The organism is Propionivibrio pelophilus DSM 12018, assembly GCF_059569095.1.
This window is the reverse complement of the sequence record NZ_JCANUT010000001.1, coordinates 22,708-40,162: the sequence shown is the minus strand read 5'-3', so window position 1 is coordinate 40,162 and position 17,455 is coordinate 22,708. Positions and strand designations below refer to the sequence as shown.

Annotated in this window: 18 protein-coding genes; 10 read left to right on the top strand and 8 right to left on the bottom strand. The window is 64.6% G+C overall.

What is annotated here, in order from left to right:
* Positions 1 to 3 precede the first annotated feature (3 nt).
* From BO74_RS00215 to BO74_RS00190, 6 genes are read left to right on the top strand one after another with little or no spacing between them, the layout of a single operon-like run.
* Positions 4 to 693, top strand: coding sequence for a TIGR04283 family arsenosugar biosynthesis glycosyltransferase (locus BO74_RS00215; protein WP_496439157.1), 690 nt, complete (start codon positions 4 to 6; stop codon positions 691 to 693).
* Complete coding sequence (locus tag BO74_RS00210; RefSeq protein ID WP_496439155.1) at positions 674 to 1,312, top strand: TIGR04282 family arsenosugar biosynthesis glycosyltransferase; 639 nt, start codon at positions 674 to 676, stop codon at positions 1,310 to 1,312. The genes BO74_RS00215 and BO74_RS00210 overlap by 20 nt, the downstream gene beginning before the upstream one ends.
* Positions 1,309 to 2,421: an FAD-dependent oxidoreductase gene (locus tag BO74_RS00205; RefSeq protein WP_496439154.1), complete on the top strand. Its 1,113-nt coding sequence runs from the start codon at positions 1,309 to 1,311 to the stop codon at positions 2,419 to 2,421. Before BO74_RS00210 ends, BO74_RS00205 begins: the two co-directional genes overlap by 4 nt.
* Positions 2,422 to 2,434: 13 nt before the next feature.
* Positions 2,435 to 3,034 carry a sigma-70 family RNA polymerase sigma factor gene (locus tag BO74_RS00200; protein ID WP_496439152.1) on the top strand — a complete coding sequence of 200 codons (600 nt, stop codon included), beginning with the start codon at positions 2,435 to 2,437 and terminating at the stop codon, positions 3,032 to 3,034.
* On the top strand, positions 3,028 to 3,225 hold the full coding sequence (locus tag BO74_RS00195; RefSeq protein WP_496439151.1) for a zf-HC2 domain-containing protein: 198 nt from the start codon (positions 3,028 to 3,030) through the stop codon (positions 3,223 to 3,225). Before BO74_RS00200 ends, BO74_RS00195 begins: the two co-directional genes overlap by 7 nt.
* Positions 3,226 to 3,268: 43 nt before the next feature.
* A complete protein-coding gene (locus BO74_RS00190; RefSeq protein WP_496439150.1) occupies positions 3,269 to 4,162 on the top strand; it encodes a DMT family transporter in 894 nt (297 codons plus the stop codon).
* A gap of 1 nt (position 4,163) precedes the next feature.
* Here BO74_RS00190 and BO74_RS00185 read toward each other — a convergent pair whose 3' ends face one another.
* The 5 genes from BO74_RS00185 to BO74_RS00165 all read right to left on the bottom strand — a co-directional run bounded on the left by BO74_RS00185 (position 4,164) and on the right by BO74_RS00165 (position 8,269).
* Complete coding sequence (locus BO74_RS00185) at positions 4,164 to 4,895, bottom strand: amino acid ABC transporter ATP-binding protein (protein WP_496439464.1); 732 nt, start codon at positions 4,893 to 4,895, stop codon at positions 4,164 to 4,166.
* Positions 4,896 to 4,933: 38 nt separating this feature from the next.
* Complete coding sequence (locus BO74_RS00180) at positions 4,934 to 5,692, bottom strand: amino acid ABC transporter permease (RefSeq protein WP_496439149.1); 759 nt, start codon at positions 5,690 to 5,692, stop codon at positions 4,934 to 4,936.
* A gap of 18 nt (positions 5,693 to 5,710) precedes the next feature.
* A complete protein-coding gene (locus BO74_RS00175; RefSeq protein WP_496439148.1) occupies positions 5,711 to 6,481 on the bottom strand; it encodes an ABC transporter substrate-binding protein in 771 nt (256 codons plus the stop codon).
* A gap of 135 nt (positions 6,482 to 6,616) precedes the next feature.
* Complete coding sequence (locus BO74_RS00170) at positions 6,617 to 7,441, bottom strand: DUF3014 domain-containing protein (protein WP_496439146.1); 825 nt, start codon at positions 7,439 to 7,441, stop codon at positions 6,617 to 6,619.
* Positions 7,442 to 7,717: 276 nt separating this feature from the next.
* Positions 7,718 to 8,269, bottom strand: a complete 552-nt coding sequence (locus tag BO74_RS00165) for a cytochrome b (RefSeq protein ID WP_496439143.1) — start codon at positions 8,267 to 8,269, stop codon at positions 7,718 to 7,720.
* Between the two features lie 215 nt (positions 8,270 to 8,484).
* On the opposite strand from BO74_RS00165, the gene BO74_RS00160 reads away from it, so the two are divergent.
* Positions 8,485 to 9,972 (top strand): aminoacyl-histidine dipeptidase, encoded by a 1,488-nt coding sequence (locus BO74_RS00160; protein ID WP_496439141.1) that lies wholly within the window; start codon positions 8,485 to 8,487, stop codon positions 9,970 to 9,972.
* Here the strand turns inward: BO74_RS00160 and BO74_RS00155 are convergent.
* Positions 9,938 to 11,041, bottom strand: coding sequence for an EAL domain-containing protein (locus BO74_RS00155; protein ID WP_496439139.1), 1,104 nt, complete (start codon positions 11,039 to 11,041; stop codon positions 9,938 to 9,940). The two genes, BO74_RS00160 and BO74_RS00155, sit on opposite strands and share 35 nt — an antisense overlap.
* Before the next feature lie 250 nt (positions 11,042 to 11,291).
* On the opposite strand from BO74_RS00155, the gene BO74_RS00150 reads away from it, so the two are divergent.
* Genes BO74_RS00150 through BO74_RS00140 form a run of 3 tightly spaced genes read left to right on the top strand, consistent with a single transcriptional unit; the run spans position 11,292 to position 14,201 of the window.
* Entirely contained in the window at positions 11,292 to 13,385 is a 2,094-nt protein-coding gene (locus tag BO74_RS00150; protein WP_496439137.1) for a Cache 3/Cache 2 fusion domain-containing protein, read from the top strand.
* On the top strand, positions 13,385 to 13,753 hold the full coding sequence (locus BO74_RS00145; RefSeq protein WP_496439135.1) for a response regulator: 369 nt from the start codon (positions 13,385 to 13,387) through the stop codon (positions 13,751 to 13,753). Before BO74_RS00150 ends, BO74_RS00145 begins: the two co-directional genes overlap by 1 nt.
* Before the next feature lies 1 nt (position 13,754).
* Complete coding sequence (locus tag BO74_RS00140) at positions 13,755 to 14,201, top strand: chemotaxis protein CheX (protein ID WP_496439133.1); 447 nt, start codon at positions 13,755 to 13,757, stop codon at positions 14,199 to 14,201.
* 9 nt (positions 14,202 to 14,210) lie between these two features.
* On the opposite strand, the gene BO74_RS00135 is transcribed toward BO74_RS00140, so the two are convergent.
* Both BO74_RS00135 and BO74_RS00130 read right to left on the bottom strand, forming a co-directional pair.
* Positions 14,211 to 14,927, bottom strand: coding sequence for a 16S rRNA pseudouridine(516) synthase (locus BO74_RS00135; protein WP_496439132.1), 717 nt, complete (start codon positions 14,925 to 14,927; stop codon positions 14,211 to 14,213).
* Positions 14,928 to 14,931: 4 nt separating this feature from the next.
* On the bottom strand, positions 14,932 to 17,328 hold the full coding sequence (locus BO74_RS00130; protein WP_496439130.1) for a DNA topoisomerase IV subunit A: 2,397 nt from the start codon (positions 17,326 to 17,328) through the stop codon (positions 14,932 to 14,934).
* Positions 17,329 to 17,455: the final 127 nt, after the last annotated feature.

Here is a 17,455-nt window from a genome sequence, read left to right as displayed (position 1 = left end):
ACGATGCGTCTCTCGATCATCATTCCTGTGCTCAACGAGGCCGAGACCCTCGCGTCGCGGCTCGAGGCCTTGCAGGCGCTGAGGGGGCGGGGCGTGGAGGTGATTGTCGTCGATGGCGGCAGCGCCGACGGTAGCGCCGAGCGGGCGGCGCCGTTGGCCGACCGTGTGATCACCGCGCCGCGCGGTCGTGGCCGGCAGATGAACGCCGGGGCGGACCTGGCGAGGGGCGAGGTGCTGCTGTTCCTGCATGCCGACACCGTCCTGCCGGGTTCGTCGATCGAACGGATCGAGGCGGCGGTGACTGGCGGCGCGCTCTGGGGACGCTTCGACGTGCGCATCGATGGCGCCTCCGCCATGCTGCCGATCGTGGCCTCACTGATGAACGGGCGTTCGCGCCTGAACGGCATCGCCACGGGCGATCAGGCGATCTTCGCCACGCGTGAGGCGTTTGCGCGCGTCGGCGGCTTTCCGGATATTCCGCTGATGGAGGACATCGCCTTTTCCTCGGCGATGCGCCGGATGGCGCGTCCGGCCTGCCTTGCCGAAAAGGTCACGACCTCGGGGCGGCGATGGGAGAAGCACGGGGTGTGGCGCACGATTCTGACGATGTGGTGGCTGCGCTTGCGTTTCTGGCTGGGTGTCAGTCCGCAGAGGCTGGCCCGGGAGTACGGCTATGTCCCGCGCAATGACTGAGGACTCGGTGGAAATTGCGGTCCTGGCCAAGGCGCCGATTCCGGGGTTGGCCAAGACGCGACTGATTCCGCATCTGGGCGCCGATGGTGCCGCGGCGCTGCAACGCTGGCTGCTGCGGCGCACGCTGGGAACGGCCCTCGCCGCCGATCTCGGGCCGGTAACGCTGTGGTGCGCGCCGGAGACGGACCACCCGGACTTCGCGGCGTGCCAGGCGATCGGGCCAGTGCGCTTGTGCCGGCAACCGGACAGCGATCTGGGCGGGCGGATGCATGCCGCTGTGGAGGCGTCGTCCTCCGCCGCCGGGACGCTGGTCATCGGCACCGACTGCCCGGCGCTGACGCCCGAGGTGCTGCGAGAGGCCGCGGCGGCCTTGCGTGAGCGGGAGGCGGTCGTGGTTCCCGCGGAGGATGGCGGCTATGTGCTGATCGGGCTCAAGCAACCGGCGCTTTCGGTATTCCAGCATGTCGATTGGAGTACCGACAAGGTCATGGCGCAGACGCGGCGGCAGTTGCAAGCGGCCGGACTGACCTGGCAGGAGCTGGCCCCGTTGTGGGATGTCGATCGATGGGAGGATGTCGAGCGCCTGATTCGCGTGTTTCCTGAAGCGGTGTCACTGTGAAGCGCCTCGTCCTGGCCGGAGGCGGGCACGCCCACCTGCACGTGCTGAAGGCACTGGCGGCGCGGCGCTGGCCCGGCGTCGAGGTGCTGCTGGTGACGCCGACCCCGCGTCAGATCTACTCCGGCATGGTACCGGGCTGGATGGCCGGGCATTACGAACTGGACCAGTGCGCCGCGCCGCTGGAACCGCTGGCGGGGGTTGCCGGCGTGCGCGTGGTGCAGGATGCCGTAACCGGCATCGATGCCGCGCGGCGAATGATACGGACGGCCACTTCGGGCGATATCACCTACGACGTCCTCTCCCTCGACACCGGGGCGCAGGTCGACAGTTCCTGCCTGGCCGCGACCGGCGCGACACTGCTGCCGATCCGCCCGCTGGAGGATTTCGTTGTCGGCTGGAATCGTCTGGTCGAACTTGCCAGACAGCGCGGCGAGGTCCGCCTGGCCGTGGTCGGCGGAGGCGCTGCCGGTGTCGAACTGGCCCTGGCGGCACGCTACCGACTGGCGCGCGAGGTGGGTGGGGAGAACGCGCAGGTGTCGCTGGTGGCAGGTTCCGGCCTGATGCCGGGGCATGGTCCGCGCATCGTGCAGCGCGTTCGGCAGGCGTTGCGCGAGCGTCAGATCGTCGAAATCCCCGGTTACGCCGCTGGATCGCCGGAAGGCTTGCTGCTGGACAATGGAGCCACGGTTGCGGTCGATGCCGTCATCGCCGCGACCGGCGTTCGTCCGCAAGCCTGGCTGGCCGGTTCAGGCCTGGCGCTGGCCGCTGACGGATTCGTTGCGGTGGCGGATGGGCAACAGAGTGTTTCGCATCCCGAGGTGTTCGCTGGCGGGGATATCGCCACGCGGGTTGATGCGCCGCATGCCAAGTCTGGCGTCTATGCGGTCCGGGCGGGGCCGGTGCTGGCGGCCAATCTCGAACGCGCTTTGGCCGGCGAGGCGCCTTTGCCCTATCGCCCGCAGCAGCGAACGCTCTATCTGCTGGCCATGGGGCCTCGACAAGCCATCATGTCCTGGAACGGCCTGTCGGCAACGGGGTATTGGGTCTGGCGCTGGAAAGACTGGATCGACCGCCGCTTCATGAGCCAGTACCATGCTCGGGGGCAATGAGCGAGTGGAAAAAATGAGCGACCCGCAATTTCCGTGGATGAGCGATGAGGCCATCGAGGCCATCCGGCGCGAGATGATCAAGTTCGCGCGGCTGCAGTTGCGCGACGCGGCCATGGCCGAGGACGTGGTGCAGGAAGCGCTGGTGGCCGCGCTGGCCAACGGGCAGGACTTTGCCGGTCGCTCGGCGCTGAAGACCTGGGTCTTCGCCATCCTCCGCAACAAGATCGTCGACCATATCCGCCAGCAGAGCCGGACGACCAATGTTTCCGCGCTGGCGCCCGACGAGGAAAGCCTCGATCAGTCCTTCGAGACGCTGTTCAAGGGCAACGACCATTGGCGGCCGGAAGATCGCCCGACAAACTGGGGCGATCCGGAAGAGGCTTTGCGGCAGCAACGTTTCTGGGATGTCTTCGATGCCTGTCTCAATCACCTGCCGGAGAACACCGCGCGCGTCTTCATGATGCGCGAGTTTCTGGAGTTCGAAACGGCCGAGGTCTGCCGTGAGTTGCGCATCACGGTGAGCAACTGCAACGTCATCCTGCATCGCGCGCGCAACGGCTTGCGGCGCTGTCTGGAAAAGAACTGGTTTTTGGGGGGAGAACAGGCATGTTGAGCTGCAAGGACGTCACCCACAAATTGTCCGAGTCCCAGGACCGGGAACTCACCCTTGCGGAACGCCTGCAACTGGAAATGCATCTGGCGATGTGCCACGGCTGCCGGAATTTCAAGAAACAGATGGGCTTCCTGCGCCTGGCCTGTCGCCGATACATGGCGGGAAAAACGTCTTCCGATAGCGATTCCTGATGAACGGCTGGTAAACTGGCGTTCTTTGCTCCCGGTCTTTCCCGTGTCCCGCACCCAAGCCAATCTGCTGCTGCTTCTCGTCGCCCTGATCTGGGGGTCGGCGTTCGTCGCCCAGGCCCACGCGAAGGTGGGCGTCGAGCCTTACACCTTCACTGGCGTTCGTTTCCTGCTCGGAACGCTCATCATCGCGCCGTTTGCCTGGCGCGACTTGCGGATGGTATCCCGGCGCGATCTGCCGCCGGGGCGGAGAGAGTGGCTCGGCGTACTGGGCCTCGGCCTGCTCCTGATGCTCGGTGCGGTGTTCCAGCAGATCGGCATCAACGGCACGACGGTGACCAACGCCGGCTTTCTGACGGCGCTCTACGTGCCGCTGGTGCCGTTGATCTCGTGGCTGCTCCTGCGTGCGCGTCCGCATTGGTCTGTCTGGCCGACCTCGCTCGGCTGCCTGGTCGGCACCTGGCTGTTGTCTGGAGCGCAGCAAGTGGCGATCAGTGCCGGTGATCTGTGGGTGATCGCCAGCAGCCTGTTCTGGGCGCTGCACGTCATGCTCGTCGGGCGAGTGGCCGATCGGCTGGCGGCGCCTTTCCTGGTGGCAGCGGGGCAGTTTCTGGTCTGCGGCGTGGCCTGCCTGCTCTGGGCCGTTTTCACCGAGTCGATTTCACTCGCCGGGATCCGCCTGGCGGCGATGCCGATCCTTTACACCGGCATCATCTCCGTCGGTATCGCCTATACCGGCCAGGTGGTCGGACAGCGTTACGCCGAGGCCGCCGATGCGGCGATCATCCTGTCGGCGGAGACGCTGTTCGCCGCGCTGTTTGGCTTTCTGCTGATGGGCGACCGTCTGAGCGCGGCGGGATTGGCCGGGTGTGCGCTGATCCTCGTGTGCATCCTGGCGGTACAACTGATGCCCCTGTTCGGGGCGAAGCAGGCCAGCTGATTCAGAAGCCGTGCCTTACCTGGGCCAGAAAGGCCTGGGCGCGCTCGTGGTCGGGGTTGGTGAAGAAGGCCTGCGGCGTGGTGTCTTCGAGAATGGCGCCTTCGTCGAAAAAGATGACGCGGTCGGCCACTTCCTTGGCGAAACCCATTTCGTGCGTGACCACCAGCATGGTGATGCCGGTGTGCGCCAGTTCGCGCATGACGGTGAGGACTTCGTTGACCATTTCCGGGTCGAGTGCCGAAGTCGGCTCGTCGAACAGCAGCACCTTCGGGTCCATGGCCAGCGCGCGGGCGATGGCGACGCGCTGCTGCTGGCCGCCGGAAAGCTGCACCGGGTACTTGCTCGCCTGATTTTTCAGGCCGACACGGTCGAGCAGGGCCAGCGCCTTGGCTTCGGCATCGGCGCGCGACATTTTGCGTACGCGCATCGGCGCCAGCGTGATATTGCGCAGGATGGTCAGGTGCGAGAACAGGTTGAAGCTCTGGAAGACCATGCCGACCTCGCGCCGGATGGTTTCGAGATGTTTCAGGTCGTCGTTGAGTTCGATGCCGTCGACGACGATGCTGCCGCTGTCGTGTTTCTCCAGTCGGTTGAGCGTGCGCAGGAAAGTCGACTTCCCCGACCCGGACGGGCCGACGATGGCCGTGACCTGACCTTCGTTGAAACTGGCGGAGACGTTGCGCAGGGCGTGGAAGGCGCCGAAACGCTTGTCGATGTTGCGCGCGACGATGATCGGTTGGTCTGTAGCGGGCTGGGCGGGCATGGGCGATTTCAGCGTTTCTGGCCGGTTTGCAGCTGCGCTTCCAGCGCCGAGGTCAGCGTGGTGAACGCGGTGGTAAGGATCAGGTAGATCGAGGCGATCGTGAGGAACACGGGAATCGGCTGGTAGCTCTCGGCCTGAATGCGGTAACCGACCATGGTCAGTTCGACGACGCTGATCGCGTAGGCAAGCGACGAATCCTTGACCAGCGAGGCAAGGTTGTTGGCCAGCGCCGGCAGGGCGACGCGCATGCTCTGCGGCAGGATTACGTCCATGAACGTTTGCAGCGGCGACAGGCCCAGTGCCCGGGCGGCTTCGACCTGACCGTGCGGCACGGCGAGGATGCCGGCGCGGACGCATTCGGTGTTGTAGGCGCCGATGTTCAGCGACAGGGCGATGGCGGCACAGGCGAAATCGGAGAGCTGGAGGCTGTCGGGAAGAATGGTGGGGACGACCAGCCAGACGAACAGGATCTGCAGGAGCAGCGGCGTGCCGCGGATCAGCCAGACGTAGAAGTCACAGAGCCATTTCAGCGGCGGGAACTTCGAGAGCTTGCCCATGCCGCCGAGAACGCCCAGCACGATCCCGGCGGAGCCGGCGATCAGCGTCAGCCAGACCGTGATGCGTGCGCCGTCGGCGAATTGCTCGGCCGCCGGGCCGATCGGCGCCGGCGCCGCGGAAAGCGGAATGGCCAGCCCCCAGAGAAAGGCCAGCAGGCCGACCATGGCCGCGACCATGGTCCACGCCGGGTGCCGCGAGATCCAGTTCATCGTGCTTCGCCGCGCCGCTTAACGGCAGGTGATGTCTTCGTTGAAATACTTCCTGGAGACCGTGGCGAAGGTGCCGTCCTTGATCAGGTCGGCGATCGTCTGGTTGATCTGGTCCATGAATTCCTTGTTGTTCTTGCGCATGATCAGCGACACGCGCTCGACGAAAACCTGTTCGCCGGTCACGATGTCCGCCTTGGCGTTCTTCTTGAGCGTTTCCATGACGGTGAATTTGTCGGAGATCCAGGCGTCGATTTTCTTCGCCCGCAGCGCGGAGAAGGCTTCAGGATCGGACTTGTAGGTCTTCACTTCCTTGACGCCCTCGATCTTCCTGGCGGCGTTGAAGTAGCTGGTCGCCAGTTGCACGCCGACCGTTTTCCCTTTCAGTTCCGCGGAAGTCAGGGGTCCGCCCTTGTGCGTGGCGATCTGTCCGCCGGTGCAATAGTGCGGGCTGGCGAAATCCACGGCTTCGGCGCGTTCCTTGGTGTATCCGTGCGAGGCAATGGCGAAGTCGAAGCGGTCCTGCTTGACGGCGGCTAGCTGTGCATCAAAGGGAACGACACGCCACTCAAGCTTGAGTCCCATCTTCTTGGCGATCGCTTCGGCGACATCGACCTCGTAGCCGGTGAGCGTCTTGCCTTCGTAATAATTGAACGGCGCGAAGGCACCCTCGGTGGCGGCAACGATCGTTCCGGAGCTCTTGATCTCGCTCCAGTCGCGGGCGATGGCCGGGGTGGCGGCCAGTGCGCTCAGGCAGCACACGGCGGCAAACAGTTTCGTCAGTCGTTGCATGGGAACTCCGGGTCGGGTTGGTCGGAAAACGAATCACGACAGGGCCGGGATAATTCACCATCGGCCACCATCGGTTTTCGCAAAAGGGCGACAGAATACAACGAACGCCAGCCCGATCAAAGCCTGTTAAGCGCTTTACGGGCGGGCTACCTGCTGTCTTATTTCCGCCAGCTTCCTTTTGAGCACGGCAGCGTTTTCACGGCCGATCCTCATCATGATCTTCTGCCCCGCCGAGCGGGATTCCAGATCCGGGTCGGCATATTCGAAGAGGATCCTCGGCTGTTGCAGCTTGACCGGCGGCTCCGGGTCGGGGGAGGCGAGCAGATCGTCGATGGCGACGACGAGGCGATCGTTGAAATTGGCATTCGGATAGCCGATCTCGGCGTAGGCCTTCTGGAACAGGGGATAGAAACGGCGATACACGGCAACGAGTTTCGCGCTGTCGAGGGCTTTCGCAACAGCGGCATAACTCGCATAGCGGGCGGAGTTGGCTTTTCCGATCGCCAGTGTTTCATTCTTGCCGTCGGTGATGAAGGCGCCTCCTGCGCGCTTGAGCGGTACGATGGATGCGGGGAGGTGCTTGCGTGGCAGGTTATCGACGGTGACAACGATGTGGTAAATGAGCTCTTCCGAGAGCACCTGCGCGAGCCCCTTCCGGCCCAGGATTTCGCCGAGTGCCTTGCGGAACGGCGCATCGCTCTGGCCGAGTTCAGGTAGCGGCGTTTCAGGGGGTATTGCCTCGATCGGATGGAGAATTGCCGGCGCTTCCGGTGCGGGCGGTGGAGAGATCGGTTTTGGAGGTGTCGGTTCGGGAGCGGCAGGGATTTGCGCGGGCGGAGGCGATACGGCCGCAGTGATCGTTGACGGCCTGTCGGCCGGATTGAAGAACAGAAAGTACGCAGCGATGCCGCCCAGCAGTACGACGATGAGTGCCGCGAGTCCCCACGATTTCCTCTTCATGCACGTTCTCCCTCGTTGGCGATTTTTGCAGAGGATAGACTACAAACGCTCCGGGGAAAATGCTGCCGGCGCGCTGTACGGATTTTTTTGTTACGGATGGTTACAGATGAGCTTAGGGGCTGCAACAGACGCCGCTTCTGTCCAGCGCGTAAACTGCACGCATTGTTTCAGTGTCTCCGCTGACAATGTTTGACCCTCCCTGACCCATCGCAACGATGGGACTTTCAATCCCGTGCCACACCGGTGCGGGATTTTTTTATATGTGCAGGGAATGCGTCATCGCGCAGCGGTTTGTCGCCTGCCGAAGGGGAGCGACATGCGCGAGAGCAGGCCGTCGCGCAGGATGAATTGGTGGTAGAAGGCGCCGACCACGTGCAGGGCGACGATGGCCGCGAGCACACGGGCCGTGAAAACGTGCAGGGAATGCAGCGGAACGTTGTTGAAACTGGCGGGCAGCACCACCCGCTTGTTGAACAGGATTTCCGGCAGGCCGGCCTTGATCGCCATGACGATCCCGCTGGCGATCATGATCAGCACCAGAACGTCGAAGATGCGATGCACGAACGGGACGATGCGGTCGGCGATGGCGATCCCGGAGAGCATCGGCGCGGGGCGCTTCGTCTTCGGGCGGATGAACATCCGTGCGACGCACAAGGCGAAGATCAGCGTGCCGGCGGCCATGTGCTTGAGCAGGGCGAAGGTTTTCCCCGGGGCGGTGTTGTCCATCGGGGCCATGACGAAGGTTCCGAGGAAGAGGGCCGCAATGATGAGCAACGCGATTGCCCAGTGAAGGATACGAAGCGCGGGATGGTAACGGCGGGGCTGCACGAGCGAAACTCCTGAATTTCTGAGATCAAGGCAGCCGCGATCGAGGCCGCTACGAGCGAGAGTGGCGCCCGCAAACTCCGGGGTGAGAATGTCTCCCGCAAGAGACCGAAACTCTCGAAAGGCGCAATGATACGTGAACCTGCGGGGGGCGGGTAGTCGGGCAAGGTGTCGGGCGCGGTAAACTGTGGCTCGTTCCTGCGATTTTCCGGTGTGAAATGAACTCTTCCAGCGTTTTCAACGATCTTCAGCCAGTCTCCGTCTGGGCGCATTTCGCGATGCTTTGCGCGATTCCGCGGCCCTCCAAGGGCGAGGCCCGCGTGCGCGAGCATCTGCAGCAATGGGCCACGGAACGGGGGCTGGATGCCCATGTCGATGCGGCCGGCAATCTGGTCGTGCGCAAGCCGGCAAGCAAGGGTTGCGAGGCTTCGCCTGGTGCCGTCCTGCAATCGCATCTGGACATGGTCTGCCAGAAAAACGGTGGAAGGGAACACGATTTCACCCGCGATCCGATCGTTCCCGTCTTGCGCGACGGCTGGCTGGTCGCCGAGGAAACCACGCTCGGCGCGGACAACGGCATCGGCGTCGCGCTGATGCTGGCTGCGCTGGAAGACGCTTCGCTGGTCCATGGACCGCTCGAAGCATTGTTCACGGTCGACGAGGAGTGCGGCATGGGCGGTGCGCGGGGCCTTGATCCGCGAGCGCTGCAGGGGCAGATGTTGCTCAATCTGGACACCGAGGAATGGGGGCAGTTCTACCTCGGCTGCGCGGGTGGTGTCGATGTGAATGTTGCGCGCGCGGGGGTGCCAGAAGTCGTTCCGGCAGGATATGCCGGCCTGCGCATCGATGTGCGCGGGTTGCGCGGCGGGCATTCTGGAGTGAATGTCCACGAAGGGCGCGGCAGTGCGATCACGCTGCTGGTGCGTACTCTGCGGGAGATGGAGCGGCGTTGGCCATTGCGTCTCGCTACGCTCAGTGGCGGCACGGCGCGCAATGCGTTGCCGCGCGAAGCGTCCGCCACACTTGCCGTTCCGGGCGAGGCGATGGGGGCGGTGGGGGAGATGCTGGCCGATCTGCAGGCGACGTTCCGCAGCGAGCTGGCCGGAGTGGACGAGAATGTCAGCGTGTCGTTCGTGCCATTGGCCGTAGGCGAAGTGATGGCGCTCACCGATCAGACCGCCTGGCTGGCCTCGCTGCACGCGGCGCCGCAGGGAGTCCTGCGCATGAGCGTGACGGTGCCCGGCGTTGTCGAAACCTCGGTCAATCTTGGTGTTGTCGATCTTCAGACGCGGGCGGGAACGGCCAGCTTCATGGTTCGCTCGCTGGTCGATAGCGCCGGCATCGAACTGGCCAACCAGATCGTCAGCCTCTTTGTGCTTTCGGGCACAACTGCAGAACTCTCGGGACACTATCCGGGATGGAAACCCAACCCGGCGTCGCCGTTGCTGGCGCTGTGCCGCGACGTTTTTCGCCAGGAGTTCGGCAGCGAGGCGACCACCCAGGTGATTCACGCCGGGCTGGAGTGCGGGCTGATCGGCGGCAAGTATCCGGGCATGGACATGGTGTCGTTCGGGCCGACGATCCGCGGTGCGCATGCGCCTGGCGAGGCGGTGGAGGCCGCGTCGGTCGGCGATTGCTGGCGGCTGCTGAAGGCCGTTCTGGCCGCGTGTGCTACAGCGTGTCGACGGGAACCGGCCGTCCGGTGAGGTAGCCCTGGATCAGGCGGAAGCCCATCTCGATGCAGGCTTGCGCCTCGGCTTCGTCCTCCACTCCCTCCGCGAGCGGCACCGATCCGGTGGCGAGAACCATCTGCACCAGATCGCGAACGATTTTCTGCTTGCGTTCGCTCGCGTTGTGCAGCCCGCGAATCAGGGTCATGTCGAACTTGACGAAATGCGCCGGCACATCGGCCAGTTCGAGCAGGCGGGCTTGTCCGGCGCCGAAGTCGTCGTAAGCGAAGCGGATGCCGAGTTCCTCCAGCCGGTTGGCCAGTTCGCGCAGCTTTTCGATCCGGGTGACTGCCGATTCGTGGATTTCCACGACGATGTCCAGCGTTGGCCAGGCTTTCCGGATCCGCTCCAGTGAGGCGAGGAACGCTTCGCTGAATGTTTCCTTCGGATGGGCGTTGATGAACAGGGTGTTGCCGTTCATGCGCGGGGAGACCTGGTTGATGCCGAAGTCGCGGAAGGCCTGACTCAGCGCTTCTTCGCGGTCGAGCGCCTCCGCCAGAGCGAAAAGTTCGATCGGGCTGCCCGGCAGGCGCGGATGGTTGGCGCGCCCGAGCAGTTCATACGCGACGACCTGTCGGGACACGGCATCGACGATCGGTTGCGCGGCGCCGGAGATGCCCCGGCCCATGATCAATTCATCGAGTTCGGCTTCGTTCGGGGCGAAGTGCTCGGATAGCGGAGCCCCGGCCGGCATGACCATGGTCAGCATCTGGTCGAACGACAGCGTGTTCTCATCGTCCAGCAGCCGGCGGCGCAGCTTGAACTCGGCGCTGGCGAAGTGGATGACGTCGTTTTCCCGGAGCAGGCAATAGCCGTCGATACGGTGTCGATTGACGAAGGTGCCGTTCGTGCTGTTCTCGTCGGTGAGGCGGAGCTGGCCGGTGATGTCGCGGGCGATGACCGCCTGGTCCCGGCTCAGGCCGAGGTTGGCGATCACGAGGTCATTGTCCTTGCTGCGCCCGATCCGGCACGGCAGCTGCGTAATGACAAAATCGGAACGGGTGCCGTCGGCGCCGACGGACTCCAGAACCCATTGTTTTTTCAATGCCTGCTCCCTGCCTGCACGATGTCGGTCCAACCCCTGAAAACGCGCGAAGATTAGCATGAAAACAGAGCCGGAAACCGCTTCGATTCAGCAGCTTGCCGCGCTCTCTGGCGCGTTGTCCGGACAGAGGTGAAGGCGGGCGCCTGGTGACGGCTCCGTAGTTCCTGCGGATCACGGCGGAAGTTACTGATGCACATGCCGGAGCGATTCTGGGAGTATGCGATGAGTATTTTTCCGGAGGGCGAACGGCATGATGCTCAAATCGAAATCGGTAGCGACGAAATTGCTCCTGGCATCCTGTGTCACCGCGGTACTTGTCGTGGTTGCCATCGTGGCTTTCATCAAACTGTCGATGATTCCGCAGCTGACCGACAAAGCGCTGGAGAATCAGACCAGCGCGCTGGCGCACGCGCTCAAGGGGATTCGCAACCACCCCGAGTCGTGGAGTGACGCCGAGTTGGCACGCGACGGATTGCTCGATGCGTTCAGCGCGGAGGGGCGTACGGTGGCCACCCTGTTCATCCACAGGGACGGGCGGTATCTGCGCGCGGCAACGACGCTGAAGAAGGCTGACGGCCAGCAGGCGATCGGCACCGCGCTCGATCCGGCTTCGGAGGCCGCCAGGGCGCTTGATGCTGGCAGGGAATACTCCGGGCATATCACCCTGTTCGACCGCCTGCACATGTCCACCTACGTACCCGTGGCGTTCGACAACGGCGTGCGCGGCGCGGTGTTCGTGGGGATCGATTACGGTTCCGCCGATCCGATGCTGGCGCTTTCACGCCAAATGGATTATGTGGTCATCGGCGCGGGCCTCGTCGGGGTGCTCCTGCTGGGCGTCGGGTTGGTGTTTTCGATCCGCGTCGAACAGGCTCACCGGGAAACCGAGGATATCTTCCGGACCACGCAGGACGGGTTGTTCCTGCTTGACCACCGCTCGTGCATGGGCTCGCAGACCTCGCAGGCGTTGTCAAAGGTGCTCGGATTCGACGTGCGCCCGGGCGCAAACTTCCTTGAACTGTTGCGGCCCTCCGTCTCGCAGAAAACCTACGACACGGCCAGGGAATACATCGAGCTGCTGCTGCGTCACGACGTCAAGGAAAAACTGGTGGCCAGCCTGAACCCGCTCGATTGCCTCGAAATCGCCGCGGTACGGAACGACGGCAGCGTGGATACCCGCTTCCTCCAGATCCGTTTCAACCGGGTCATGCGGAATGGCAGAGTCACCCATTTGCTGGTGACAGCCAACGACATCAGCCGCCAGGTTCGCCTGGAGCGGGAACTCCAGGAAAGCGAACGTCGCGTGCAGGACCAGATGGCGATGATGGTCCACGTCCTGCAGGCCGACCCGCAGTCGCTGCAGGCGTTTCTGGCCGGCGCGAGCAGCGGCCTGAACCGGATCAACGAGGTATTGCGGAACAGTCACCCGACGAACGGGGTGGACGCTGGCGGGATCGACGCGATGCTGCGCATCGCCCACCGGCTGAAAGGTGATGCGGCGGCGCTGCAGCTCGATACGCCGACCGAAACGCTGCATGGGCTGGAGACGCTGTTGCAGGAGCTGCGTGGGCGTACCCGGCGCAAGGGCGAAGATCTGCTGCCAGTCGCCGTGCGCATCAAGGAGCTCTTTTCCGGACTCCAGTCCATCCAGGAAATCATCACGCGAATCAACCAGATGCGCAGCGTGGTCAGCGTCGAGCCCCCGCGGCCGGCGCCGGATGGCGGCACAGCGGCGCAACAGCCGCTCGTCCAGCAGTGGAGCGGCTTCGTACTGCAACTGGCCGAACGGCTGCACAAGAAGGTCGAATTGGTTTACCAGGGGGTGGATCTCGGGACGCTTTCGCCGTTTCTCCGGGAAACAGTGAACAGCGTCGTCAACCAGTTCGTCCGCAACGCGCTGGCCCACGGCGTCGAATCCCCGGCCGAACGCCGGCGGCGGGGCAAGCCGGAAACCGCGCGACTGTCGGTCTACGTTTCCGACCAGGGCGATGGTTCTCTTGAACTGAGTTTCCGCGATGATGGCGCGGGCATCGATCTCGACAAGGTGAAGCAGACCGCCATCGCTTCCGGGCGGGTGACGGCAGAAATGGCGGCCATGCTCGATGTGCGCCGGCTGACGATGATGATCTTCGAACCCGGCTTTTCGACGCGCGACCGGCCCGACATGGACGCCGGGCGCGGGATCGGCCTCGACGCCGTGAAGGAGATCGTGTCGCGGCAAGGCGGGCGCATCCGGGTCGGATCGACCCGCGGCGAATACTGCCATTTCCGCGTGCAACTCCCGTTGCGCGGAGAACATTCGCTTGCGGCGAAGAAAGTCGAACCGGTCAGGGAGGCGGCGTGATGGGACTCAAGCTGATGATCGTCGACGACTCGAACATCATTCGCAGCAAGATCGCCCGCACGCTGTCGCGGCATGACATGGCCGTGGTGGCCACCGCCGGCGACGGCGAGGAGGCCGTGCGCCAGTTTTCCGCTGCCCGGCCCGACGTGGTGACGATGGATCTGACCATGCCGCGGATGGACGGCCTGGAATGCATCCGCGCCCTGCGGCGGTTGAATCCGCAGGTGCATATCCTCGTCGTCTCCGCGCTGGCGGACAAGGCCACGGCCATTCAGGCACTCAAGGAAGGCGCGCAGGGTTTTCTCTGCAAACCGTTTTCCGAGGCCGACCTGACCGAGGCGATGGACGAACTGCTGGGGGACGATTGAAATGGAAGAACAGGAACTGCGCGCCTTCGTCGAGATCGTCAATCAGTATTTCGAGCGGCAGACCGGCCGTTTGCCCGATCTCGGCACGCCGTACCTCGGCGAACCGTCGGCCTTGCCGATCTACGATTTCACCGGCGTCATCGGGATTTCCGGCAATCGCCCCGGCTGCGTCTATTTCACCGCGCAGCGGGAACTGCTGCGCAACCTGCTGTTGCGCGTCGGCGAACCCGATCTGTCGGATGTCAACCTGAGCGATCTCGTCGGGGAGGTCGCCAATACCATCTCCGGCAATGCCCGGCGCGTGTTCGGGCCGGACTTCATGATCTCGGTTCCGGTCGTCGTAGCCGGCAGTGCCAGGGCCATCCAGGTGCCGCGCAACGTCAAGGCCTATATCCTGCCCCTGCGCTGGCACAAGCAGGAGGCCGCGCTGGTCGCCAGCCTGCAGTGAACGCTGGCGTCAGGCGGCTTCAAGCGGGGTCTCGATCCGGGAGAGGTCGCTCGCCTCAAGCCAGCGCCATTCGCCCGGCTTGAGGTCGGCGGGGAGTTCGTATTCGCCGATGGCGCGGCGGTGCAATCCTTCGACGCGGTTGCTCACTGCCGCGATCATGCGCTTGACCTGGTGGTATTTCCCCTCGGTGATCGTCAGACGCAGGAGGTTGTCGGCGATCTTCTCGCACGCCAGCGCGGCGACCGGTTCCGGGTCGTCGTTGAGCAGCACGCCACTGAGCAGGGCCGTGATCTGCGCGTCGTCGACCGGATGTTTCGTCGTGACGTCGTAGATCTTGGCGACGCGCTTTTTCGGCGACGTGCAGCGATGGATGAACTGGCCGTCGTCGGACAGAAGCAACAGTCCCGTGGTGTCCTCGTCGAGACGACCGACGGCCTGCACACCGCGCGTTACCAGTGGTCGCGGCAGCAGGGAGTAGACGCTCGGGTGAAAGCGTGGCTTGTGCGAGCATTCGTAGTCCGCCGGCTTGTGCAGGACGAGGTAGGCCTGCGGGCGAAAGACCCAGGGTGTGTCATCGACGTTGAAGGTCAGCCCGTCCGGATCGATGTCGCGGTAAGGGTCGTCGCAGATTTCGTCGCCAAGGCGCACCCGGCCGGTGCGGACCAGCGCCCGGCAGTCGGCGCGACTGCCGAAGCCTTGCGAGCGGAGCAAGCGTTCCAGTTCCATGCGTTCAGTCCTCCGTGCCGGAGGTCGCTGGGATGCTCTCCAGCACCGGATTGTTGATCAGCCCCACCGCCGCGCCGCGCCGCGCGCGCTGGCCGAGGTGCTTTTCTTCCGAGAGGAGTTCCTTCGGACGATTGCGGAAGATGCCGGTGATGCGGGCCGTTGCTCCTTTGATTGCGATCGCCGACTTCAGGCTCTCCTTGTCCTTCAGCCCGATGATCTGCACGCCCTTGCCGCCCGACAGCCGTTTCATCTGGTCGAGCGGGAAGACGAGCAGGCGGCCGTCCTCCGAGAGCGCGGCGAGATGGTCGGCTTCGATCACGCGCGTCGGCGGCAGGATGGTCGCGCCGTCTTCCACGGTCAAAAACGCCTTGCCGGCCTTCTGCCGCGAGAGCAGGTCGCCGTAGGTGCAGATGAAGCCGTAGCCGGAGGTCTTGGCGACGAGGAGTTCGTCTTCCGGCTTGCCGACCAGCACGTGGGCGATGCGGCTGTTGCCCATGTCGACGAACGAGGGCAGCGGCGCGCCCATGCCGCGGCCGTCGGGCAGCGCGGCGATCGGCACGGTGAAGGCGCGGCCTTCGTTGGAGAGGATGACCAGCGAGTCGACCGAGCGGCATTCGTAGTTGACGCCGGGCCCGTCGCCGTCCTTGTAGGCGACGGCGGAGAGATCGAGGTTATGGCCCTGGCGCACTCGCGCCCAGCCCTTGGCCGAGACGATCAGCGTCACCGGCTCGTCGGCGACGGCGGCGACTTCCGAGCGCGAGGCCATCGATGCCGCTTCGATCAAGGTCCGGCGCGCGTCGCCGTGCTTGGCGGCGTCGGCCTTGATTTCGCGCACCACGAGGCGGCGCATCAACGTGTCGCTGCCCAACAGCTTTTCCAACTCCGCCTTTTCGGTGCGCAGCTTTTCGAGTTCCTGCTCGATCTTGATGCCTTCGAGCCGCGCCAGCTGGCGCAGGCGGATTTCGAGGATGTCGTCGGCCTGCCGCTCCGAGAGGTTGAAACGCGCCATCAGCGCGGGTTTCGGCTCGTCCGACTCGCGGATGAGGTGGATCACTTCGTCGATGTTGAGGAAGACGATGTGCCGGCCTTCGAGGATGTGGATGCGGTCGTTGGCCTTGCCGAGGCGGAATTCGCTGCGCCGGCGCACGGTGGTCAGGCGGAACTGGCACCACTCGCCAATCAGGTCGGCCAGCGTTTTCTGGCACGGACGGCCGTCGATGCCGACCGCGACGAGGTTGATCGGCGCGGTGGTTTCGAGGCTGGTATGCGCCAGCAGCAGGGCGACGAATTCGTCGCGGTCGAGGCGCGAACTGACCGGCTCGAAGACGAGCCGCACGTCGTCGTCCTTGCCCGACTCGTCGCGGGCGCGTTCGAGGTGTGCGGCGAACAGCGCCTTCAACTGCGCCGCCGACTGTTCGATCGCCTTCTTGCCCGGTTTCGGCTGCGGGTTCATCAACGCGCCGATTTCGGAGAGCACCTTGGCGGTCGAGACGCCGGGCGGCAGTTCCTTGATGACGAGTTGCCAGGCGCCGCGCGCCATCTCCTCGAACTCGTAGCGGGCGCGCACACGCAGGCTGCCGCGGCTGCTGGCGTAGGCACTGGCGATTTCGGCTTCAGTGGAGATGATCTGCGCGCCACCGGGGTAGTCGGGGCCGGGGATGTGCTGCATTAGCTCGACGAGGCCGGCCTGTGGGTTCTCGATCAGGCAGATCGCGGCGTTGGCGACTTCCTGCAGGTTGTGCGGCGGCATTTCGGTGGCCATGCCGACGGCGATGCCGGAAGCGCCGTTCAACAGCGAAAAGGGCAGGCGGGCGGGCAGGTAGGCCGGTTCGTCGAAGGAGCCGTCGTAGTTCGGCTGGAAGTCGACGGTGCCCTCGTCGAGTTCGCCGAGCAGCAGTTCGGCGATCGGCGTCAGGCGCGCTTCCGTGTAACGCATCGCCGCCGCGCCGTCGCCGTCGCGCGAGCCGAAGTTGCCCTGGCCGTCGACCAGCGGGTAGCGCAGCGAGAACGGCTGCGCGACGCGCACCATTGCGTCGTAGGCCGAGGTGTCGCCGTGCGGGTGATATTTACCGATCACGTCGCCGACCACGCGCGCAGACTTCACCGGCTTGGCGCCGGCGGCGAGGCCGAGTTCGTGCATGGCGAACAGTACGCGCCGTTGCACCGGCTTCTGCCCGTCCTTCACGTCCGGCAGCGCGCGGCCCTTGACCACGGCGACGGCGTATTCGAGGTAGTCGCGCGCGGCCGTTTCGTGCAGCAGGATGCTGTCGCCGTCGTCTTCGGCGGTGACCGTGGGGGCAGGGGGCGCTGGAGGGGTGGGCGGGGCGGCGGGCTCCGCCAGACCGGTTGTCGATTCACCAAACAGGTCGGGCGTGGCGTTGTCTTCGTAGCGATGCGTCATTTCAATCCATCCAGAAACAGCAAAGGCCAGACAGGGCTGACCTTTGGCGCGGGAGGGCGCAGTCTACTACCGAATTCGCCGCGCGGCCCAAATCAGCGAGGACCCATCCGCTCGTCGTCGGGATCTG

Bases quoted from the DNA above. Each gene is read 5' to 3' on its own strand.
- BO74_RS00215 (WP_496439157.1), top strand. From the start codon at position 4: ATGCGTCTCTCGATCATCATTCCTGTGCTCAACGAGGCCGAGACCCTC.
- BO74_RS00210 (WP_496439155.1), top strand. From the start codon at position 674: ATGTCCCGCGCAATGACTGAGGACTCGGTGGAAATTGCGGTCCTGGCC.
- BO74_RS00200 (WP_496439152.1), top strand. From the start codon at position 2,435: ATGAGCGACCCGCAATTTCCGTGGATGAGCGATGAGGCCATCGAGGCC.
- BO74_RS00195 (WP_496439151.1), top strand. From the start codon at position 3,028: ATGTTGAGCTGCAAGGACGTCACCCACAAATTGTCCGAGTCCCAGGAC.
- BO74_RS00180 (WP_496439149.1), bottom strand. From the start codon at position 5,692: ATGAACTGGATCTCGCGGCACCCGGCGTGGACCATGGTCGCGGCCATG.
- BO74_RS00175 (WP_496439148.1), bottom strand. From the start codon at position 6,481: ATGCAACGACTGACGAAACTGTTTGCCGCCGTGTGCTGCCTGAGCGCA.
- BO74_RS00170 (WP_496439146.1), bottom strand. From the start codon at position 7,441: ATGAAGAGGAAATCGTGGGGACTCGCGGCACTCATCGTCGTACTGCTG.
- BO74_RS00160 (WP_496439141.1), top strand. From the start codon at position 8,485: ATGAACTCTTCCAGCGTTTTCAACGATCTTCAGCCAGTCTCCGTCTGG.
- BO74_RS00150 (WP_496439137.1), top strand. From the start codon at position 11,292: ATGATGCTCAAATCGAAATCGGTAGCGACGAAATTGCTCCTGGCATCC.
- BO74_RS00145 (WP_496439135.1), top strand. From the start codon at position 13,385: ATGGGACTCAAGCTGATGATCGTCGACGACTCGAACATCATTCGCAGC.
- BO74_RS00140 (WP_496439133.1), top strand. From the start codon at position 13,755: ATGGAAGAACAGGAACTGCGCGCCTTCGTCGAGATCGTCAATCAGTAT.
- BO74_RS00135 (WP_496439132.1), bottom strand. From the start codon at position 14,927: ATGGAACTGGAACGCTTGCTCCGCTCGCAAGGCTTCGGCAGTCGCGCC.
- BO74_RS00130 (WP_496439130.1), bottom strand. From the start codon at position 17,328: ATGACGCATCGCTACGAAGACAACGCCACGCCCGACCTGTTTGGTGAA.